This window comes from Paracoccus methylovorus (assembly GCF_016919705.1).
In the GTDB taxonomy this organism is placed as follows: domain Bacteria; phylum Pseudomonadota; class Alphaproteobacteria; order Rhodobacterales; family Rhodobacteraceae; genus Paracoccus; species Paracoccus methylovorus.
Genome location: NZ_CP070371.1, coordinates 1330376 through 1350214, shown reverse-complemented (window position 1 = coordinate 1350214; position 19839 = coordinate 1330376). Strand labels below are relative to the sequence as shown.

The window sequence follows — 19839 nt, the reverse complement described above, 5'->3', positions numbered from 1 at the left end:
ACGCACCGAAGCGGGGATGGTTCAGGCGCTGTGCGCGCCCTGCGCCAGTGCGGCGACGAAAGCCATGATCTCGGGCAGGGGTCGTCCCTCGCCGATCTGCTTGACGATGGCCGAGCCCACGACGCAGCCGTCCGCCACGCCCGCCACGGCCTGTGCCGCCTGCGGGGTCGAGATGCCAAAGCCCACGACGACCGGCAACTTGGCGGTGGCGCGGATGCGGGCGACCTCGGGCGCGACTTCGGCCGCGTTGGCGGCGGGACCGCCGGTGATGCCGGTGACCGAGACGTAATAGATGAAGCCGCTGGTGTTCTGCACCACTGCGGGCAGGCGCTGGTCATCGGTCGTGGGCGTGGCGAGGCGGATGAAGTTCAGCCCGGCCTCGCGCGCGGGGATGCACAGCTCGGCATCCTCTTCGGGGGGCAGGTCCACGACGATCAGACCGTCTATACCGGCCTCGACCGCATCGGTGATAAAGCGGTCCACACCACCCGGGCGGGCATAAATGGTGTTGTAATAGCCCATCAGCACAATGGGGGTGCGGTCGTCGTCCTGGCGAAAGGCGCGCGCCATGTCGAGCACGCGGCTGACGCTGCCGCCCGCCGCCAGCGCGCGCTGGCCGGCCGCCTGGATCGTGGCGCCGTCGGCCATCGGGTCGGTAAAGGGCATGCCCAGCTCGATGATGTCCACGCCGGCGCCGGGCAGGCCGCGCATGATTTCCAGCGAGCGGTCGAAGTCCGGGTCGCAGCCCATCATATAGGTGACGAAAGCCTTGCCGCCCGTCTCGGCCAGCCGCGCGAAAGTGTCGTCGATTCTGCTCATGAGCCCCGGATCTCCTTCATGACCGCCAAGCCCTAGCGCGGCTTGAGGGGCAAGATCAACGGCCCGCCACTGGACTTGGGCGTCACGGCCCCATAATAAGCGCGAAAATCCGGACAAAAGGGGTGCATCATGGGCTTTCGCATGGGGATCGTCGGCTTGCCGAACGTGGGCAAGTCGACGCTGTTCAACGCGCTGACAAAGACCGCCGCCGCGCAGGCTGCGAATTTCCCCTTTTGCACCATCGAGCCGAACGTGGGCGAGGTCGCCGTGCCCGATTCCCGGCTGGACAAGCTGGCCGAGATCGCCGGGTCCAAGCAGATCATTCCGACCCGCATCACCTTCGTCGATATCGCCGGGCTGGTCAAAGGCGCCAGCAAGGGCGAGGGGCTGGGCAACCAGTTCCTGGCCAATATCCGCGAAGTCGATGCCATCGCCCATGTGCTGCGCTGCTTTGAAGACGGCGACGTGACCCATGTCGAGGGCCGCGTCGATCCCATCGCCGATGCCGAGACCATCGAGACTGAGCTGATGATCGCCGATCTGGAATCCATCGAGCGGCGGTTGGCCAATATCCAGCGCAAGCTGAAAGGTGGCGACAAAGAGGCGGTGGCGCAGGAAAGGCTGCTCAAGGCCGCGCAGGCCGTGCTGGAGGTCGGCAGGCCCGCCCGCACCGTCACCGTGGCCGAGGATGAGCGCAAAGCATGGGACATGCTGCAGCTTCTGACCGCCAAGCCCGTGCTGTTCGTGTGCAACGTCGAAGAGGACAAGGCTGCAACCGGCAACAGCCAGTCCGAGCGCGTGGCGCAGATGGCGGCCGAGCAGGGCGCCGGTCATGTGGTGATCTCGGCGAAGATCGAGGAAGAGATCAGCCAGCTTCCGGCCGAGGAAGCGGTGATGTTCCTTGAAGAAATGGGTCTGCACGAAGCCGGTCTGGACCGGCTGATCCGCGAAGGTTACCAGCTTTTGGGCCTTGAGACCTATTTCACCGTCGGCCCGAAAGAGGCGCGTGCCTGGACCATCCACAAGGGCACCATGGCTCCGCAGGCCGCAGGCGTGATCCATGGCGATTTCGAGCGTGGGTTCATCCGTGCCGAGACCATGTCTTACGACGATTACGTCACCTACAAGGGCGAGGCCGGCGCGCGCGAGGCCGGCAAGTTCCGCGTCGAGGGCAAGTCCTATGTGGTGCAGGACGGCGACGTGCTGCATTTCCTGTTCAACGCCTGATCGCTGAAACACGGCCTCTTTCCCGTCAGGGAAAGGTGGTCGTGCCAACGCCCGGTCCTTTTTGCACGAATGCAGGCAGACGGGTTGAGTGCCCGTCAATCGCAAAGGCGCTCGCCGGAAAAATTCTGCGTCGCAGCATTGCGCTGTTGTGAATGCACGCGACATTGATACACTCGGGCTCAGTCACAAGCCGGGACATCATGGACCAGCCCTCTACCAAGCGCAGGAAGTCCGTTACCTCGCGCCCTTCCGTGCCGATAGATCTGGCCCTGCAAGGGGGCGGGTCGCATGGCGCGTTCACCTGGGGCGTTCTTGACCGTCTTCTTGACGAGGACTGGCTGTCCATCGTCGGGATCTCCGGCACCTCTGCCGGGGCGATGAACGCGGCGGTTCTGGCCGATGGCCTTGCCGCAGGCGGAGCGCAGGGGGCAAAGCAGGCCCTGTCCGCATTCTGGGAATTCGTGGCCGATGCCGCCCGGCTCAGCCCGTTTCAGGCCAACGCGTTCGATGTCGCGCTGGGCAACTGGTCGCTGACCCATTCGCCGGCCTTCGTGACCATGGACACGCTGTCGCGGCTGTTTTCGCCCTATATGCTGAACCCTGCCGGGATCAATCCGCTGCGCAAGGTGATCGGGCAGGTCATCGACTTTGAGCGGCTGAAACAGGCGCCGGTCAAGGTTTTCATCACCGCCACCAATGTGCGTACCGGACGCGGCCGGGTCTTTCGCAATGCCGAGCTGTCGCCCGATGTGCTGTTGGCCTCGGCGTGCCTGCCGACCGTCTTTCAGGCCGTCGAGATCGAAGGCGAAAGCTACTGGGACGGCGGGTATGTCGGCAATCCGACGCTGACGCCCTTGGTGCGCGAGGTGGATTCGGATGACACCATCCTGATCCCGATCAACCCGATCGAACGCCCCGGCACGCCGCGCACTGCCGCCCAGATCCTCAACCGGCTGAACGAGGTGTCGTTCAATGCCGCCACCCTCAAGGAACTGCGCATGATCGCGCTTTTGCGGCAGGTGGCCGATCCCGGTAACGGCGAGGGTGCGCGCTGGGCGAGGATGCGGGTTCATATGGTGCCCAACGACGTGATGACGACATTGGACTATTCCTCCAAGATGATCGCCGACCGCAAGTTCCTGCATATGCTGCGCGATGAAGGCCGCCGTTCGGCCGACGCCTTCCTGCGGGACCATGCGGAAAACATCGGGCATCGGTCGTCGATAGACCTCGATACCTTGCTGGAAGGTGTCTGACGTGGGGCTGGCCGGGATTTTGCTGGCGCTGGCGCTGCTGATCTGTCTGGCCTATCGCGGCTGGAGCGTTCTTTTGCTGGCACCTGTTGCTGCGCTTTTGGCGGCTGCGATATCGGCTGAGCCGTTGCTTGCCCATTGGACGCAGACCTTCATGCTGGCCGCGGCCGGCTTTATCGGACAGTTCTTTCCGCTGTTCCTGCTGGGTGCGGTATTCGGCAAGGTGATGGAGGATACGGGTTCGGTCCGCGCCATTGCCGATTTCCTGACCCTGCGGCTTGGCCCGGATCGCGCCATTCTGGCCGTGGTGTTGGCGGGGGCGGCGCTGACCTATGGCGGCGTCAGCCTGTTCGTCGCACTGTTCGTTCTGGCGCCCATGGCCGAGGCGCTGTTTCGTCGCGCCGACATCCCCCGCCGGTTGATGCCGCCCGCCATCGCCCTTGGCACCTTTACCTTTACCATGATGGCGCTGCCGGGCACTCCGGCGATCCAGAACGCCATCCCGATGCCCTTTTTCGGCACTACCCCCTTTGCTGCGCCGGGGTTGGGCCTGATCGCATCGGCGATCATGCTGGGTTTCGGCTTGTGGTGGCTGGGCCGTGCCGAAGCCCGTGCCCGCGCAAGCGGCGAAAGCTTTTCCGCGATCCGCGCCCCGGAAATCGACGAGGCCGTCCTACGCGAAAGGGCGGTGACAGCGCGCGAATTCGACCCCAATGAGATCGCGCGGGGGCATCAGAGCGACGGTTCACCTTCGATTCTGGTTGCGGCAATCCCGTTGCTGGCGGTGGTTGCCGTCAACCTGTGCATGACTTTCGTCATCCTGCCGGCGCTGGACTTCTCCTGGCTGTCCGAGCCGCGCTGGGGCGGTACCAGCTTCGAGGCGGTCAGCGGGGTCTGGTCGGTGGCCGTGGCCCTGACCATGGCCGCCCTGATCGCCGTCGGCCTGAACTACCGCCGCCTGCCGCGGCTGCGCGAAACGCTGGATGCCGGGGCGAATGCCTCGGTCCTGCCGATCTTTGCGGTGGCAAGCCTCGTCGGCTTTGGCGCCGTTGTCGCAGCCCTTCCCGCATTCGGGCTGGTCAGCGATTGGGTGCTGTCGATCGGCGGCGGGCCGCTTGTCTCGATGGCGATCGCGACCAATATCCTTGCGGCGCTGACCGGCTCGGCCTCGGGCGGGCTGACCATCGCGCTTGATGCCCTAGGCGACACCTATCTGCAACGCGCGTTGGAGCAGGGAATCGACCCGCAGCTTTTGCACCGGGTCGCGGTGATGAGTGCGGGCACGCTGGACAGCCTGCCCCACAGTGGCGCTGTCGTGACGCTGCTGGCGGTCTGCGGCGTCACCCCTCGGGAAAGCTATTTCGACATCGTCATGGTGGCGATCGTGGGGTCGCTTCTGGCGCTGGTGGCGGTGATCGTGCTTGGCACGGTGGTGGGCAGTTTCTGAACCGGGGTTTGCGCGCGGGTCGTCTTAAGGCCGCGCCCCGGCCGTCACACCAATTTCACCCGACAATCGCGCATATTCCTGCAGAGGTTTGTGGAAAACAGGGAAAATCGTGCCCGTGTTGCGAATCTCTGGTGCGATGAAAAAGCCCTTGTTTCCGTGCTTCTTGATCCATATACGAGGCGGCGGAGACGTGGCCGAGTGGTCGAAGGCACACCCCTGCTAAGGGTGCAGACGGGGAACCGTCTCGAGGGTTCGAATCCCTTCGTCTCCGCCACATTCAGACACCGAATCCGTTCAAGGGCCCCGATTGGGGCCTTTTTTCTTTTTGTTTCAAAGGGCGTTGGCCGGGCCATCCGCCCTTCGGAGACTGGGCGCTTCACGCAGAACGGGTCTCCGAATGGCCCGTGTCTCTCTTCGAGCGCCCCTCCATGGTCACGGGACGGCGTAAAACATCCTCGTATTTCCAATTGGTTGCCGCGTTCATGGGGTCGCCCCGTTCGCGAGATAATCCGGTAACGGAGACTGACACGAAGGCGCAGGGCGGTCAGAAGGACGGCTCCGTGGCGGCCTATCGCGAGGTCAGCACGGCACTGCGTGCGATCCGCAAGACAGCGCTGATGACGGATCAGCTATCAAACGATAACGATTACAAAAAAGGGAACGGGTGCTGATGAACCACCAAGCCTACTCGAACGGCATTCAGATAGAACAACTCGAAGGTGGCCTCCTGATACAACAAGGTGGCGAGGCCTACATTGCGCGATCCTGGCGTCTCACGCCCGCCGTCGATCATTTGATCAGGACAGCAGCTGCCAGTGGGTTGGACTGGATGATCCGCTCGGATCACCCTCTTCGAAAAGCGCGATGGCCCAATGCGCGAGGCGTTGTCTACTTGGCTTTCTCGGCGTCTCCTGATCTGCAATGGTCCGTCGCGATCGACACATTTCGCCCGGCGCGCGGTGACTTCGGTCACGCTGTCTTTAACGGCAAGTATCACGCGCAGTTTGTCACGAGGGGCATCCCGTTTGTCTTCGAGGGTCGCAACAAAACGTCGGGGCATCTGGTCGTTGCCAGAGATTTCGTGATCCCCACCCTTGTTGAATTGGCGGACTTCGATCACAGCGTCTTGGCCCTCAACAGGACGCCACATCAAGGGGATGGCTTCACGACCGAATACGTGATCCAGCACAGCATCCTCGCGAATTGGGAGCAGACGCCTTGGGCGGGACGTTACGACCTTGTTCAGGACGAATTCCCGGTCGATGGTGGGCTTACTTCTCGGCGCATCGACATTCTGGGACGTGACCGGTCGACAGGAGATTGGCTTATCATCGAGCTAAAGCGCGCCGAAGCGAGGCCCGAAGCCGTGGAGCAGGTGGCGGATTACTTGCTCGCCCTCGGGAAGAGAGATGACTTTGTATACGGCAAATTGGACGGAGTCTTAGTCGCCGAGCGGATCCCAACCTCTGTCCGTTCATTGGCAAAAGCCGAGGGCATCACGGCGTACGAAATTGGGTGGCCGATGCAGCTTACGCGTGTCGCCTGATCAGTCGAACACCCGCTCCGGCTGTTCTTGCCATGGCATGGCCGCGACATCGGTCAGTTTCAACAGGGTCACGGCGGGCACCTCGCGCTTGTAGACCAAGCGCTTGAGGACCCCCGGCGCGAGATAGGCGAGCCGCAGCTGTCGGCTGACATGGCGTTCGGCAAGCCCCACCGCTTTCGCCAGATCGGTCACCGTGTTGAATTCGCCAGCCTCCATGCGCCGCCGCCAGCCCCACGCCCGGCCGATGGCGCGCAGGATATGCGGATCCTGCGTCCGGTCTTCACTGGGCAGATAGGTGGCGGGCGGCATGATCTTCGGCCGCCCGTTCTGCTTGCGGACCTTGAGCGGCACGAAGATCTGGATGGACTCGTCGGGCTTCATCATTCCGCCGCCACCTTCTTTCGCGGCGCCATCATGTCGCGCATGACGCCCGAGACGCCGTCGGTCCGGACATCGATCTCCAGCCCTTCGGACGTCACGGTGACCCGGCGCACCAGCAACTGCACGATCCGGGTTTGCTCTGCGGGGAATAGCTGGCCCCAGACGTCTTCGAACGTCTGCAGCGCGGAAATCACGTCGGCCTCGGCAAAGGCGTGACCCTCGCGCGCCAAGTGGGAGATGACCTGTGCCGTGATCGACGGGGCGCGCATCACCCGCCTCAACTCGGTCACCACGGCCGCTTCCACGAGGTCGGCAGGCAGGCGGCGCGGGATGCCTTCGTCGCTGGGTTCGCGATTCTTGATGACGTCCATCGAGACGTAGTACCGGTATCGCCGCGCGCCCTTCTTCGTGCTGCTCGGGGTCATGGCGGCGCCCGTGGCCGTAAAGATCAGCCCCTTGAGCAACGCAGGCGCCTGCGCTCGGGTGTTGTTGGCGCGCTTTCGCGGGCTCTCGCGCAAGATGGCATGGACCTGATCCCATAGCTTCTGGTCGATGATGGCCTGATGCTCGCCGGGATAGGCCTTGCCCTTGTGGACCGCATCGCCGCGATAGACGCGGTTCACCAGCACCCTGTAGAGATATCCCTTGTCGACCAACGTGCCCTGCTTGTTGCGGAGCCCTTTGCGGCGCAGTTCGCGGGCCAGCACGGTCGCTGATCCGACCTCGACGAACCTCTCGAAGATGCCCCGCACGGTGGCGGCCTCTTCCTCGTTCACCACGAGCTTGCGATCCTTCACATCGTAACCGAGCGGAACATAGCCGCCCATCCACATCCCCTTCATGCGGGAAGCGCGGACCTTGTCGCGGATGCGCTCGGCTGTGAGGTTGTTGACGCGGCTGAGTGAGGCTGGCGAAGACGCGATCCTGCCCGGTGAGCTTGCCGCGCCGTTCTTCGGTCCGGGCTTTGACCGGCTGCTGGCGAAACGTGTCCTCGTCGAACAGGCGCCGCTCTCCGATTGGGATGTCTGCGACGCCTGCGAATGCGGACTCCCCTGTCGGCCGATCCGGAAAGCGGGCGATGGATATCGTGCTGAGTGCCCGCTCGACCGCCGACATGACATCGATCTCACCGAGGACGATCTGCGCGAGTTCCGCATCGGGGCTGCGGCACTGGCATCCGTGATCGGCGCGGCTGCGGGATTTGGCGCGGCCCCGAAGCTGGCGGCAGAGAAGGTCTGGCGGCTCGGCGATACGCCATCGGGGCGCGCAGTGTTTCTTGTGCTGGAGTCCGCAGCCCTGACCGGCGACGGCATCATAGCAACCTTGCGCCAGGCGGCGCAGGGCTCGGACATCGCTATCCTCGCACCGCAGTTGCCAGCGGAGATTGCCCGGCGACACCAGGATGCGGGCTTTCATCTCATCGAAATCCTCGAGGTGCTGACGCCCGCCACAAATGGCCTCGGCGGCACGATCGACATCGCGGCTCTGGCGCCGGTCCCGCTGGCGCCCGTGCTTCGCGTGCGAAGGGCAACGGCCGAGGTTCAATGGGACGGTCGCTCCGTCATTCTGTCGCGTCAGATCTTCCCCGTGTTCGAACGCCTGCTGGAGAAAGCGGTGTCGCGCGATCAGGTCGCCTCCGGAGCCCATGTCGAAGGCACGACGGCGCGCGAGGCCAAGGATCTGATCCGCGAGCTGCGCGACGCGTTCAAGGCTGCGGGGTTCACCGATGCCGAGAGCAAGACCCTGATCATGACCGTGCGCAACCGGGGCTACCGGCTCGGCGTCCCCGCTTCGGATATCGTGGTTGACGGCTGAGACGCCAGCCCACTTCACTCTTCGAGTGGCAAAGATACTCCAATCTCAGCCAGCTTTAGCATCAGCGCTTTTCTCGATATCGGTGCATCATATCGCCACTCAAGGAGGCGGACGCTGTTCGCCTCCAGTAGCAGCCGCTTTCGCTCATCCCGAACCTGCGCGTTCTTGAAGCCTTCCTCGCCGCCAAACAGTGCGACCGGCTCGTAATGCTGCTGGCCTTGATACTCTACTGCCAAGTTTATGTCGGGAATGTATATGTCGATCGACTGACGGCCAAGAAACCAAGGACGCCATTGGTGCTTGGCGTTGGGCCAAATCGCACGGAAAAGGTCAAGAAGTGCGAGTTCGGAAATCCACCCGCTCGCACCGATCCCCGGTATAGATCGATCTCGGCGGAACGCGTCCTCTGCCAGCGCCATATGCCCTGCGAGCAGGCTCTCAACATTGGCGAAGCCAACGTCGATGTTTACTGAGAAGATGCGGCCGCGAGGCGCCGTAGAGTTGATGAACTGAGCCTGATATGCACGGTATGCTGGCCAGTCCGACGCGGGAGGCGGCACCGGGATCATCCCCCGGCCAAAGTCAGGGTCAAATCGAAGCAGTTTGGAAAGCACGGGCGGATCGTCCTGCAACTCCTGATCAAAGTAGGCCACAAATGCCTCAAACTCGTCATGCAGGCGACCCGCGATGAGCGACGTCGTTGCATACTTGCGAGCGATCAGCCTCACATCATCAGCTCGAATTTCGCGATCTGTCAGGAATTTCAGATATATGACCTCGTCCAAAAGCGCCTCACGATCACGCCCTGGGATGGCCTCCACCAAATCCATGGCGTCAGAGAGTCGGTTCGCTTCCGTCAAGTTCAGAATTTGTTGCCACTTGGGGTCCGGATCCCACGGGGGCGCGTCCTTCACGTCCGGAAGGTCTTGTGGAAGCCCCTTGCCGTCGATGCCACGGAACTGATCGCCCAAAGCACGCGCCTGCCAGCTATATCCGCGCGCCTGGTTGTTGTCCTGCCAGACCCTTTCCAGCGGGGTTACCGCATTGCTGGCGCACTGGGGGTTTTTGCGCTCCGCATCAAAACCGGACTTCGCCGGATCACCAAACAGACCCGCTCCAATTGCCTCGACCAGCCGCTCGAACAGTCTGGTATCATCTTGCCGGGTTCCAACCGAGACGAGAACGCGACCGGTGCCGGAGGTTTGTCGAAAAACGAAGGCTGCGTGCGACGCGAGGTCATTGGCGCGCTGGCGTCGCGCCCCAGGCCCTTCCAGAAAATGGAGCCTGTGAGTTACTTCATCCGGAAAATCGGGATACACCAGCCGGATCGACGTAGTCGTCTTTGGTGCTCGCTTCTTTGGAGTTGGCTCGGGCCCATATTGATCCAACAGTTCGCCGCAAAGAGATGACAGCGATGCGAAGTGAATCGCAGCGTTGCTTCCCGGCTCTCGTTTTGCAGCCAAGGTCGCGTAGAGCTTTTTCCACTTCGATAGATCCGCTCGATAGAACTCTCGGCTCATCCGGTTTGTGATCGAGAGCTCGTATAGTTTCGCATTCCTGCGGAATTCGTCGAGGCCGGCTTGTCCCTTGTCGACCGGCGGAGGCTTCAAGTTCATGCGTTCGATTTCCAGTTCAGCGCAAGCCGATGTTGCATCACCTGAGTGGCACTGTCGACAGGTAGGCCCCGAAGGCACATGCGCTCCAAGCGTGCTGCCCTTCGGCTGACGGCTGTGGGCTTTTACGGAGACCTGCACGAGAAATTGACGCTCAGGTCCGCAAGCCCCACCAAACCCCCACCTTTTTCCCACCCCGTTCCCACCTGCGCGCCGACCGCATCCGGCACCTTGGGCTCATCAGAAACGATGACCGAGGCGCACAGCGATGCAGATCGAACTTTCCCCCGACGACATTGAAACCATCATCCACGATGCCGATGCGGCGGCACAACGGCTCCGGCGCAAGCTGTGCATGCCGATCTGCGAGCGCGAGGATCTGGGTCAGGACCTCCTGGTCGATCTGCTGCGCCGCTTGCCCGCCTACGACCCCGCGCGTGGCAGCATCGGCGCCTTCGCCAACATCGTCCTGCGCAACCAGTCCTCGCGGATCGCGATGCGTCATCACTGCCAGCGCCGGGCGCAGGGCGGGTCGCTGCTCTCGCTCGAGGTTCCGCTGGCAGGAACGCGCGAGCTGGTCGGCGACACGCTGACCGAGGACGACGGGCTTGCTGCCTGGCACGGCCAGACCTGCTGCGCCGCCGCCGTCACCGAACTTCACCACGCTCTGCAGGCCGCCCTCGCGCGGCTCCCAGCCGAGGATCGCCGCTTCTGTGTGGTGCTGGCGCATCGCCCCGTCACCGCGCTCGCGGCCGAGGGTTTCGGGAGCCGCTCCGCGCTCTACCGCCGCCTCGCCGATCTCCGCCACGTCCTCACCGCCCACGGTCTCGGTCCCGCCTGGGACGATCTCGCGGCGGCCTGAGTAGAGGCGAAAGGAGGAGATCATGTTCATGGGCACCACCCCCTTCGTCACGGTCCGCGCCCGCCGACCGCTCACCGAGATCGAGTTCTGCGCCTGGGTGGCGCAGGCCGTGCCGGGCGACCGGCTCGAATACCATCGTGGCTTTCTGGTTCTCGACATCTTCCCGATGTTCGCCCGGCTCCCGGATCAGCAGCGCGCTGAACTGGCCCGTCTCGGGTCGCGCGCCTTCTGGGCCGCCGAACAGGGCCTCGTGCACCTGGTGCAGGAGCGCACGGGCCCCGACCAGTTCGCCTACATCGCCGTCGCCCGCCCCAAGCCGAAGGCCGCAGCCGTGTCGCTGTCCGCGCTCCTGCTCGCCGAGCAGGAGGCCGCGTGATGACCGCCTTCCAATCTCTTTTTGCCGATCATGGAGACCCTTACATGCCGTTCCCCGCGAACACCCCCACCGTCGACGACCTACCGGGCCTCGGGCTGCAGGACATCGCCCAGCTGCCCGTCGAGTTGCTGGCCATCCTGCAGCGCGACGTTGATGAGCGCATCAAGCGGGACAAGGCCGCGAAGGCCCGCCTCGATGGCGCACTGACGGTCCGCTACGCCACCCGCGCCGCCGAGGAACGGCAGGCGGCGGGCAAGGACACCGGCACGATCCGCTTCGACGACGGGGATTTCACCGTGGTCGCGGATCTGCCGAAACGGGTCGACTGGGATCAGGATCGCCTCGCCGCCATGGTCGAGCGTATCCGCGCCGCCGGGGACGATCCCGCCCAGTATGTCGACATCGCCTTCAAGGTGCCCGAGCGCAAATACGCCGCTTGGCCCGATGCGATCCGTGCCGGTTTCGAGCCCGCGCGCACCGTCCGGCCCGGCACGCTGAAGATCGAGATAGTCCCGCAGGGGGGCGATCAATGACGGCGCTCGCCCCGGTATCGGCCCCGTCGCAGGACCTGCCCAGCCTGATCGACCGCGCGGCCAGCATGCTTTCGGGCGCGAAGACCGCCGCCGAGGTGCTCGAGGCGCGCGAGGTGGCCGGTCTGGCCTACGACGTGGCGAAACGCGCCGCCCGGCTGCAGCGCGCCAAGAGCGCCCATGACGATCTCGTCGCGGCGGCACATCGCGCGCAGGCCCATGCGCTCGAGATCGAGGCCCGCGCCAAGCGTCGGCTGGCCGATGAATACGATGCTGCACAGGCGCGGGGCGAAGTGGCAGGCCACGGCGGAGGGAGAAATTTCAAGGTTGCAGACAGCAACGTTGAAACCACCACAGCCGAACTCGGCCTCCGCCGCGACGAGATCCACGAGGCCCGCCAGATCCGCGACGCCGAAGCCGCCGACCCGGGCGTCGTTCGTCGCGCCCTCGACGATCGTCTGGAGCGCGGCGAGGAACCGACCCGTGCGGCGCTGCGCAAGATGGTGGTCGACGCAGCCATGCGCGGGTTGCGCCCACAGCGGTCCGCCAGCCGACGCAATCCTCTCTACGTCCCGCCGACGCCCGAGCAAGCGGCCTGGCGGCATGTGACAGGGGTCTTTCGCGCCTTTGCCGAATGGGCCTCGGACGAGAACCTCGCCCTGGCCCGCAAGGGCATGCGTGAGGCCAGGGACACCCCGTTTCACGACCTCGATGCCACGGCAATCGCCCAGGGGTCCGCAGCTTTCACGACAATCAAGGAGTGGTTTGATGCTCGATAGTCAATCGGCGGCATTTGCCGAACGTGTCTGGGAGGTTGCCTCGCAACTTGGCAACAACGCCCCGAAAATCGCCGATGACATGATGGAGGATGCTTTCCCGCTGACCTGCAGCCAGGCGCGGCAGGAAGGTGCGCTGCGGATGCTGCGGACCGGCATCATCACCGAGGTGAAGCGGATCCTGCGCACGCAGGACGATGCTGTGGGCCAGGCCGATTTCGCGGAGGTCTGCGAGTCCTTCGCGCCTCTGGTGAAGGATCTGCGCTCGAAGTCCTACTTTGTTGAGTCCGCCGCGGAATACGTCGCCATCCCGCACCTCATCGCCGAGCCCGAGCTGCTCGATGACGCGCGTCGTTTCATGCGCCGCAAGGGCAAGGAATGCCTCGACGAGGCGGATCGTCTCGATGCGCTTTTCGCGGCCGTGACCAGCAACGACCCGGATGCAGCGCGGGCGCGTGAGGAGGTGCTGACATGACCGGCGGCCTTCCGATCATCAGCGCCGACCAGCGGCTGGCCGAGCCGCGGGGCATCAAGGGCTGCATCTTCGGCAAGTCCGGCATCGGGAAGACCTCGCTCCTCTGGACCCTGAACGCATCGACGACCCTGTTCATGGATCTCGAGGCGGGCGATCTCGCCATCGAGGGCTGGGCAGGCGATAGCATCCGGCCGCGGACCTGGACGGAATGCCGGGATTTCGCGGTGTTCATCGGCGGGCCGAACCCTGCGCTCCGCGACGAGCAGCCCTACAGCCCCGCGCATTACAAGGCGGTCTGCGACCGCTTCGGCGATCCGGCCGCGCTCGACCGCTACGACACGATCTTCGTGGACTCGATCACCGTGGCGGGGCGGCTGTGCTTCGGCTGGTGCAAGGGCCAGCCCGAGGCGCTGTCGGAGAAGACGGGCAAGCCGGATGTGCGCGGGGCCTACGGTCTGCACGGCCGCGAGATGATCGGCTGGTTGACGCACCTGCAGCACACGCGGGCGAAGAACGTCTGGTTCGTCGGGATCCTCGACGAGAAGCTCGACGACTTCAATCGCAAGGTGTTCCAGCCGCAGATCGACGGCTCGAAGACCGGGTTGGAGCTGCCGGGGATCGTCGACGAGGTGATCACCATGGCGGAGTTGAAGGCCGATGGCGATCCCTATCGCGCCTTCGTCTGCCACACGATCAACCCCTGGGGCTTTCCGGCCAAGGACCGCTCCGGTCGGCTGGATCAGGTCGAGGAGCCTCATCTCGGCCGCCTGATGACGAAGATCCGCGCCCCCGTCGCGCCAGCGCCCAAGCGCCTGACCTACACCCCGCCACCCGCCGATCCGGCGGCTGACGCCCAATCCCAACCGCAATCCTGATCAGAAAAGGAGGTTCCCCATGGGTTCCTGGAACGATTTCAACGACGCGCAGAGCAACACCAACCTGATCCCCAAGGGCACGCTGGCCAAGGTGCGCCTTACCATCCGCCCCGGCGGTTTCGACGATGCCTCGCAGGGCTGGACCGGCGGGTATGCCACACGCGGCTCGACGGGTGCTGTCTATTTGAACGGCGAGTTCACGGTGACCGAGGGGCAGTACGCCCGGCGCAAGATCTTCACGCTGATCGGGCTCTACAGCCCGAAGGGGCCGGACTGGGCGAACATGGGCCGCAGCCTGGTGCGCGGCATGCTGAACTCGGCCCGCGGGATTTCCGACAAGGACATGTCGGCCGAGGCGCAGGCGGCGCGGCGGATCAACGGCTTCGCCGATCTCGACGGGATCGAGTTCATCGCCCGCATCGACATCGGCACCGACGCCAGCGGTGACGACAAGAACGAGATCCGCAGTGCTGTCACACCAGATCATCGCGATTACGCGCAGGTCATGGGGACTGCGGCGCTGCAGTTCGGCGGACAGGGTGCAGCCGGACATGCCCCGCAGCAGACCACCCCTGCGGCAGCGGCACATCAGCCCACCCAGCCCGCGTCCGCCCCCGGGTTCGCCGGTCGGCCGAGCTGGGCGCAGTAAGGGGGAGACCGGCCATGCGCCTGCGCCCCCGCCAGAAGACCTTCGTCGAGCGCAGCGTGGCTGCGCTCGCCTCCCGCGGCAACACGCTGGGCGTTGCGCCCACCGGCGCGGGCAAGACCATCATGCTTTCGGCAGTCACCGGCGAGATGATCGGCGACGGCGCCAAGGCTTGCGTTCTGGCCCATCGCGACGAACTGACGGCGCAGAACCGCGTCAAGTTCCAGCGCGTGGTGCCGGGTGTCGCCACGTCGGTCATCGACGCCACGGAGAAATCCTGGGGTGGCCAGGTCGCCTTCGCCATGGTGCCGACGCTGGCGCGCGCCTCGAACCTCGCGGACATGCCGCGCCTCGACCTGCTGGTCGTGGATGAGGCGCACCATGCCGTCGCCGACAGCTATCGCCGCATCATCGATCGCGTGCGCGAGGCCAATCCAGACGCCCGCATCTTCGGTGTCACGGCGACGCCGAACCGGGGCGACAGGAAGGGCCTGCGCGAGGTCTTCGACAATGTCGCCGATCAGGTGCGGCTGGGCGAGCTGATCGCCTCGGGCCACCTGGTGCCGCCGCGCACCTTCGTCATCGACGTGGGCGTGCAGGACGAGCTGCGCTCGGTCCGCAAGACCATGTCGGATTTCGACATGGCCGAAGTGGCGGGCATCATGGACCGCGCGCCCGTCACCGATGAGGTGATCCGCCACTGGAAGGAGAAGGCAGGCGACCGCCAGACCGTGGTGTTCTGCTCCACCGTCGCGCACGCCGAGCATGTCACCGACGCCTTCAGGGCAGCTGGCGTTTCCGCCGCGCTGATCCACGGCGATCTGGCGGCCGAGACCCGCAAGGCGATCCTCGCCGACTACGCGGCGGGCGGCATCCGCGTCGTGGTCAACGTGGCGGTGCTGACCGAGGGCTGGGACCACCCGCCCACCTCCTGCGTCGTGCTGCTGCGGCCCAGTTCCTACAAGTCCACGATGATCCAGATGGTCGGGCGCGGCCTGCGCACCGTCGATCCCGAGGAACACCCCGGCATCGTCAAGACCGACTGCGTCGTGCTGGATTTCGGGACGTCGAGCCTGATCCACGGCACGCTGGAACAGGATGTCGATCTCGACGGCAAGACCGAGGCTGGTGACGCCCCGACGAAATCCTGCCCCGGCTGCGGCGCCGATATTCCGCTGGCCGCCACCGAATGCCCGCTCTGCGGTGAGGTTTTCCCGCGGGAGGACGAAGAGGCCGGTGAAGGCGACGGTGCCGCGCCGCTCTCGGGCTTCATGATGACCGAGATCGACCTGCTGAAGCGGTCCAGCTTCGCGTGGGTCGACCTCTACGGCACGGACGACGCGCTGATGGCCACGGGCTTCGCGGCCTGGGGCGGCATCTTCTGGCTGGATGGGGTCTGGTACGCCATCGGCGGGGCGAAGGGCGAACGCCCGCATCTGCTGGGCGTGGGCGAACGCACGGTCTGCCTCGCACAGGCGGACGACTGGCTGAACACCCATGAGACCGACGAGAGCGCCTTCAAGACGCGCTCTTGGCTGCGCCAGCCGCCGACCGAAAAGCAGCTTCAGTACCTGCCGCCCGAGTGCCGCCATGACTTCGGCCTGACGCGCTACCGCGCCTCCGCTCTGATGACCTTCGGCTTCAACAAGCGCGAGATTCGCCAACTTGTGGGCCGCGCCAGCCCGGACATCGGGAGGGCCGCGTGAGCCATGTCGCGCAAATCGCACCCCCGTCCGCAGCGGCTGCGGATTGCCCGGAGCGTATTCGGCTCCCTCCGCTTGCGTGGTATGACGCGCTGCTGGAACTGGACCGTGTGAAACCGGACGGTTTGCGGCCTTATCAGCTCCAGGAGCGGATGCTGCTCGCGCAGTACAACCTGTCGCGGCTGACCGACCGGCTGAAATCGGCAGGCTACATCGTGCGCGAGAACTGCGTCGACGATGGCCGAGGTCAGGTCCTCCACATAACCAAAGATGGATGCCAGTTACTGAAGTCCATGTGGCCGGTTTATCGAAGGGCGATCGCAACGCATTTCGGGACGAAACTTGACGTGGATGAAACGGCAGAACTGGCGCGGATTCTAGAGAAGTTGCGCTAGCAGCGAAAATGTCGAACCGGTGCTTCTTCACGATTGATCACGTCTATCAGCAGAGCTGTCATCTTCTCTCGATTTTCAGACGATAGGGTCTCGATCCCCACGTCTCCAATCCAGGAAGTCCCGAAAATCCAGGATGAGGGAGACGAAGACCGTCGTAATTACGGAATACGCGACGAAAAGCTCGAACCCCGACAGCGTGCTATGATAAAACATGAACTTACCCAGCATCAGGGTCCAGAGCAGGATGTGAGCAAGGCTGAGAAGTTTCACCAATCCGTAGCGCAGCATAAGCCAGCCACCAAACACGATGTTCGCGGCCTGGCACACTATCAAGGCGACGAAAAAAGGGTGTGAGAGGAACGCCAGGGGTATCGCCAGCGTGGCGAAAGTCAGCCAAGCAAGCCAAAGCTTCAATCTGAATGGAAGCTCTGCAAGCTGACGGGCTACACGCTTGAAATCCACCTGGTCCACTGGTCGTTACCAAAGGGAAAGTTGCAGCGAACAACGTATACAAGAGATCGAGGATGGATGGGGTGGCATGTCCGTGAGACGACGCTCGGACATGCCCCCAATGGCGTTGCCTGCGCTCAGGCGACTTGACTGTCGCGATGATACGCTTCCAACGACGCAAGCCCCGCCTCATACATGCCCGTCACCATCGCCGCGATCTGATCTGCGGATTTCAGGTCCAGCGCCATGTTGGCCGACCATGTTACGTGGCTGCCCCCGTCCCCGATATCGTCGATGCGGATCGTTCCCACGACGTTCTTCGCAGGAAGCGGATGGCTGTCGATGGCATATACGAAGGTGCGGGTCAGATCGTCGCGAAGGAGGATGCGCTCCTTCAGCACGCCGCCGTCTTGCATGAGGCAATTGCGACGCGGCTCCGTGCCGTCTTCCTCCAGAACCTCGCTTTCGCGGCTGAGGCCCGGATACCAGTCCTCCACCCCGGTCATCTGGCGAACGGTCTGCCAGAGGTCCGCGGAGGCAACCGGGATTTCGCGCGTGGCTTTGACGTGGTGGGTCATCTTGTTCTTCCTCTGATGAGAATTGGGTGCTCGAATGCCGGCCCTATTGAGCCGGCATCACGAAGCCGGGGGCTGCGAACAGCACGGACGTTTCGGCGTCGCTGAGGGCGCGGCGCTCGGGCGCGATGGCCTGATATTCGTCGCTGGCGTACCAGCTGCTCAGCGCCTCCATCGACGGGAACCGCACGATCGCCGTCCATGTCGCGGCATAGTCGCCTTCCAGCGTCTCGACGGTGGGCGTTCCCACCAGCACCTCTGCGCCCGCCGCGGCGAGCATCGGGAAGAGCGGGCCGCCGTAGCGGTCGAAATATGCGGCGAGGTCGGCGACCTCGAGTGTGGCGACGAGATAGGCGGGCTGATCCGCTTGCTGGGCGAGCGCGGGAAGGGTCATGGCGGACAGGGCAAGGCCGAGGGCAAGTTTCTTCAACATTTCTGGTCTCTTTCTTATCGGGGTTCGGAATTCTGCAGCGGACACGTGCCAATGCCGAACATCGCGTAGATCGAGCAGCGCGATGTGATGGCCGTGAACAGCAGCATGGCCAAGATCACGCCGAAGACGATAAGGGCGGTCCCGGTCACGGCGCCCGTGGCCCAGACGAAGGCGAAGGCTATGGATGGAAGCGTTCGGATGATGCGGTCGGCCGTGCCGACGTTGCGGGTGGTGAGACGTTTCAGGAAAGACATGATCGTGCGTCCTTGAGGGTTGGAGATCGGGGTCATCGAGCCGCGGCCTGCGGAACGAGACCCGTATCGCATGGATGGACGCGGTCCGCGCGAACCGTTATTGCAGACCGAGTGGTTCAGATTTGTTCCACCATTTGCGGAACTGCCATGGCGCTGGACTGGAACGATCTGAAGGTGTTTCTCGCGCTCGAGCGGGGTGGGTCGGCGCGCACGGCTGCGGCGCGGCTTGGAACCAGCCATTCGACCGTGCTGCGCCGGTTGCAGGCACTGGAGGATGCGCTGGGGGCGCAGGTGTTCGACCGCACGCCGGATGGCTTGGTCCTGACCGGTCCGGGCGCGAGGCTTCTGGTCAAGGCGCAGCAGATCGAGGCGGAAGTGTTCGAGGTCGAGCGCGACGTGCTGGGGGCGGACATCAGGCTGCAAGGCCCGATCCGCCTGACCGTGCCGCCACCGGTGGCCAAGTATCTCCTTTTGCCGCATCTGGTCCGGTTCCGGCAGGACTACCCCGATATCGACCTCGAGGTTGTGGCGACCTACGGCTATTCCGACCTTGGCCGCCGTGATGCCGACGTCGCGATCCGGTTTGCCGAGGCCCCGGACGACCATCTCGTCGGCCGCCAATTGCCGAGATTCCGCGACGCGGTCTATGCCTCGCCCGCTTATGTCGAGGCGCATTTCGAGGCGGGCGAAAGCAGCCAAGCGGCCTGGATCGGCTGGCCCGACGTCCAGCGGTTTTCAGAGCGGATATCGCACATGGGTTATGGGGATCAGTCGGTCGCCTGGCGCCTGCCGGGGCTGGAGCTTCAGGCCGAGGCCGCGCGGCAAGGGCTGGGCATGGCGCTTTTGCCCTGCATCATGGGCGACCGGGACCCGTCTCTCACGCGCGTTCCGGGCACAGCGACCTACGACACCTTGCCCGCGTGGCTCCTGACCCATCCCGACCTGCGCCGCATGGAACGGGTCCGGGTATTCGCGCGGATGCTGGCCGAGGCTATTGCCGGAGAGAGCGCGTTCGTTGCCGGGGCGTAAATGGAATGTCCGGGCTTCGACCTCAGCCTCCATGATCCGCTCGGCTGCGAAGGCCATCATCTCGCGCATGAAGTCACCATCGGCCTGCCTCTCAACAAGCTCGATCAGCGCAATTCTCTCGTCGGCCATCGTCATCTCAGTTGTCGGTTTCAAGTCTCGCAGGACACTGCCGCCGATGAGCGAACGCACCTGAAGGTTGCCCAGAACGAGCGCCGAAGATCATCCGCTTGCCGGTGATGGTGCGTCCGTCGCCGCCATAGCGGCGCAATACCGAAGCATGCGCACGACTGCACCCCTCTCAGCAATATAAAAACAAGGACTTAAGGTGGAGATGGGGTGGATGCCGCTCTCCCCTGACG

Annotated in this window: 23 protein-coding genes, 1 tRNA gene and 1 pseudogene; 16 read left to right on the top strand and 9 right to left on the bottom strand. The window is 64.3% G+C overall.

Annotated features, from left to right (window positions below; all coding sequences use genetic code 11):
• Positions 1–21: 21 nt before the first annotated feature.
• Positions 22–819, bottom strand: coding sequence for a tryptophan synthase subunit alpha (gene trpA / locus JWJ88_RS19795; RefSeq protein WP_205296127.1), 798 nt, complete (start codon positions 817–819; stop codon positions 22–24).
• Between the two features lie 129 nt (positions 820–948).
• On the opposite strand from trpA, the gene ychF reads away from it, so the two are divergent.
• The 5 genes from ychF (at position 949) to JWJ88_RS19770 (ending at position 6292) form a co-directional block, all read left to right on the top strand.
• On the top strand, positions 949–2046 hold the full coding sequence (gene ychF / locus JWJ88_RS19790) for a redox-regulated ATPase YchF (RefSeq protein WP_205296126.1): 1098 nt from the start codon (positions 949–951) through the stop codon (positions 2044–2046).
• 200 nt (positions 2047–2246) lie between these two features.
• On the top strand, positions 2247–3302 hold the full coding sequence (locus JWJ88_RS19785) for a patatin-like phospholipase family protein (RefSeq protein ID WP_205296125.1): 1056 nt from the start codon (positions 2247–2249) through the stop codon (positions 3300–3302).
• Positions 3295–4746 carry a GntP family permease gene (locus tag JWJ88_RS19780; protein ID WP_240200309.1) on the top strand — a complete coding sequence of 484 codons (1452 nt, stop codon included), beginning with the start codon at positions 3295–3297 and terminating at the stop codon, positions 4744–4746. Before JWJ88_RS19785 ends, JWJ88_RS19780 begins: the two co-directional genes overlap by 8 nt.
• Positions 4747–4930: 184 nt before the next feature.
• Positions 4931–5020, top strand: a tRNA-Ser gene (locus JWJ88_RS19775).
• Between the two features lie 396 nt (positions 5021–5416).
• Entirely contained in the window at positions 5417–6292 is an 876-nt protein-coding gene (locus tag JWJ88_RS19770; protein WP_205296124.1) for an endonuclease NucS domain-containing protein, read from the top strand.
• On the opposite strand, the gene JWJ88_RS19765 is transcribed toward JWJ88_RS19770, so the two are convergent.
• Positions 6293–6676 carry a hypothetical protein gene (locus JWJ88_RS19765; protein WP_205296123.1) on the bottom strand — a complete coding sequence of 128 codons (384 nt, stop codon included), beginning with the start codon at positions 6674–6676 and terminating at the stop codon, positions 6293–6295. It abuts the gene before it with no gap.
• Positions 6673–7500, bottom strand: a complete 828-nt coding sequence (locus tag JWJ88_RS19760) for a recombinase family protein (protein WP_240200308.1) — start codon at positions 7498–7500, stop codon at positions 6673–6675. The genes JWJ88_RS19765 and JWJ88_RS19760 overlap by 4 nt, the downstream gene beginning before the upstream one ends.
• Positions 7501–7531: 31 nt before the next feature.
• On the opposite strand from JWJ88_RS19760, the gene JWJ88_RS19755 reads away from it, so the two are divergent.
• Entirely contained in the window at positions 7532–8488 is a 957-nt protein-coding gene (locus JWJ88_RS19755) for a helix-turn-helix domain-containing protein (protein WP_205296929.1), read from the top strand.
• A gap of 14 nt (positions 8489–8502) precedes the next feature.
• On the opposite strand, the gene JWJ88_RS19750 is transcribed toward JWJ88_RS19755, so the two are convergent.
• Positions 8503–10104 (bottom strand): PDDEXK family nuclease, encoded by a 1602-nt coding sequence (locus JWJ88_RS19750; RefSeq protein WP_205296122.1) that lies wholly within the window; start codon positions 10102–10104, stop codon positions 8503–8505.
• A 265-nt stretch (positions 10105–10369) separates the two neighbouring features.
• Here JWJ88_RS19750 and JWJ88_RS19745 point away from each other — a divergent pair, with 265 nt between their 5' ends.
• From JWJ88_RS19745 to JWJ88_RS19705, 9 genes are read left to right on the top strand one after another with little or no spacing between them, the layout of a single operon-like run.
• Complete coding sequence (locus JWJ88_RS19745; RefSeq protein ID WP_205296121.1) at positions 10370–10963, top strand: sigma factor; 594 nt, start codon at positions 10370–10372, stop codon at positions 10961–10963.
• Positions 10964–10985: 22 nt separating this feature from the next.
• Positions 10986–11339, top strand: coding sequence for a hypothetical protein (locus tag JWJ88_RS19740; protein WP_205296120.1), 354 nt, complete (start codon positions 10986–10988; stop codon positions 11337–11339).
• Entirely contained in the window at positions 11339–11872 is a 534-nt protein-coding gene (locus tag JWJ88_RS19735; protein ID WP_205296119.1) for a hypothetical protein, read from the top strand. Before JWJ88_RS19740 ends, JWJ88_RS19735 begins: the two co-directional genes overlap by 1 nt.
• Complete coding sequence (locus tag JWJ88_RS19730) at positions 11869–12648, top strand: hypothetical protein (RefSeq protein WP_205296118.1); 780 nt, start codon at positions 11869–11871, stop codon at positions 12646–12648. The genes JWJ88_RS19735 and JWJ88_RS19730 overlap by 4 nt, the downstream gene beginning before the upstream one ends.
• Entirely contained in the window at positions 12638–13120 is a 483-nt protein-coding gene (locus JWJ88_RS19725; RefSeq protein ID WP_205296117.1) for a hypothetical protein, read from the top strand. Before JWJ88_RS19730 ends, JWJ88_RS19725 begins: the two co-directional genes overlap by 11 nt.
• Positions 13117–13995, top strand: coding sequence for an ATP-binding protein (locus JWJ88_RS19720; RefSeq protein WP_205296116.1), 879 nt, complete (start codon positions 13117–13119; stop codon positions 13993–13995). The genes JWJ88_RS19725 and JWJ88_RS19720 overlap by 4 nt, the downstream gene beginning before the upstream one ends.
• A gap of 19 nt (positions 13996–14014) precedes the next feature.
• Positions 14015–14644: a hypothetical protein gene (locus tag JWJ88_RS19715; protein WP_205296115.1), complete on the top strand. Its 630-nt coding sequence runs from the start codon at positions 14015–14017 to the stop codon at positions 14642–14644.
• 14 nt (positions 14645–14658) lie between these two features.
• Positions 14659–16347, top strand: coding sequence for a DEAD/DEAH box helicase (locus JWJ88_RS19710; RefSeq protein ID WP_205296114.1), 1689 nt, complete (start codon positions 14659–14661; stop codon positions 16345–16347).
• Positions 16344–16739 carry a MarR family winged helix-turn-helix transcriptional regulator gene (locus JWJ88_RS19705; RefSeq protein ID WP_205296113.1) on the top strand — a complete coding sequence of 132 codons (396 nt, stop codon included), beginning with the start codon at positions 16344–16346 and terminating at the stop codon, positions 16737–16739. Before JWJ88_RS19710 ends, JWJ88_RS19705 begins: the two co-directional genes overlap by 4 nt.
• A gap of 75 nt (positions 16740–16814) precedes the next feature.
• Here JWJ88_RS19705 and JWJ88_RS19700 read toward each other — a convergent pair whose 3' ends face one another.
• From JWJ88_RS19700 to JWJ88_RS19685, 4 genes are all read right to left on the bottom strand, one after another.
• A complete protein-coding gene (locus JWJ88_RS19700) occupies positions 16815–17210 on the bottom strand; it encodes a hypothetical protein (protein WP_205296112.1) in 396 nt (131 codons plus the stop codon).
• 116 nt (positions 17211–17326) lie between these two features.
• Positions 17327–17767 (bottom strand): SRPBCC family protein, encoded by a 441-nt coding sequence (locus JWJ88_RS19695; protein WP_205296111.1) that lies wholly within the window; start codon positions 17765–17767, stop codon positions 17327–17329.
• 43 nt (positions 17768–17810) lie between these two features.
• Entirely contained in the window at positions 17811–18197 is a 387-nt protein-coding gene (locus JWJ88_RS19690; RefSeq protein ID WP_205296110.1) for a DUF1330 domain-containing protein, read from the bottom strand.
• A gap of 14 nt (positions 18198–18211) precedes the next feature.
• Positions 18212–18451, bottom strand: coding sequence for a YgaP family membrane protein (locus JWJ88_RS19685; protein WP_205296109.1), 240 nt, complete (start codon positions 18449–18451; stop codon positions 18212–18214).
• 147 nt (positions 18452–18598) lie between these two features.
• Between JWJ88_RS19685 and JWJ88_RS19680 the strand changes: the two genes are divergently transcribed.
• Complete coding sequence (locus JWJ88_RS19680; RefSeq protein WP_205296108.1) at positions 18599–19480, top strand: LysR family transcriptional regulator; 882 nt, start codon at positions 18599–18601, stop codon at positions 19478–19480.
• Positions 19481–19486: 6 nt separating this feature from the next.
• On the opposite strand, the pseudogene JWJ88_RS19675 reads toward JWJ88_RS19680, so the two are convergent.
• Positions 19487–19609: pseudogene (locus tag JWJ88_RS19675) on the bottom strand (IS256 family transposase); the annotation flags it as partial.
• Between the last annotated feature and the right edge of the window lie 230 nt (positions 19610–19839).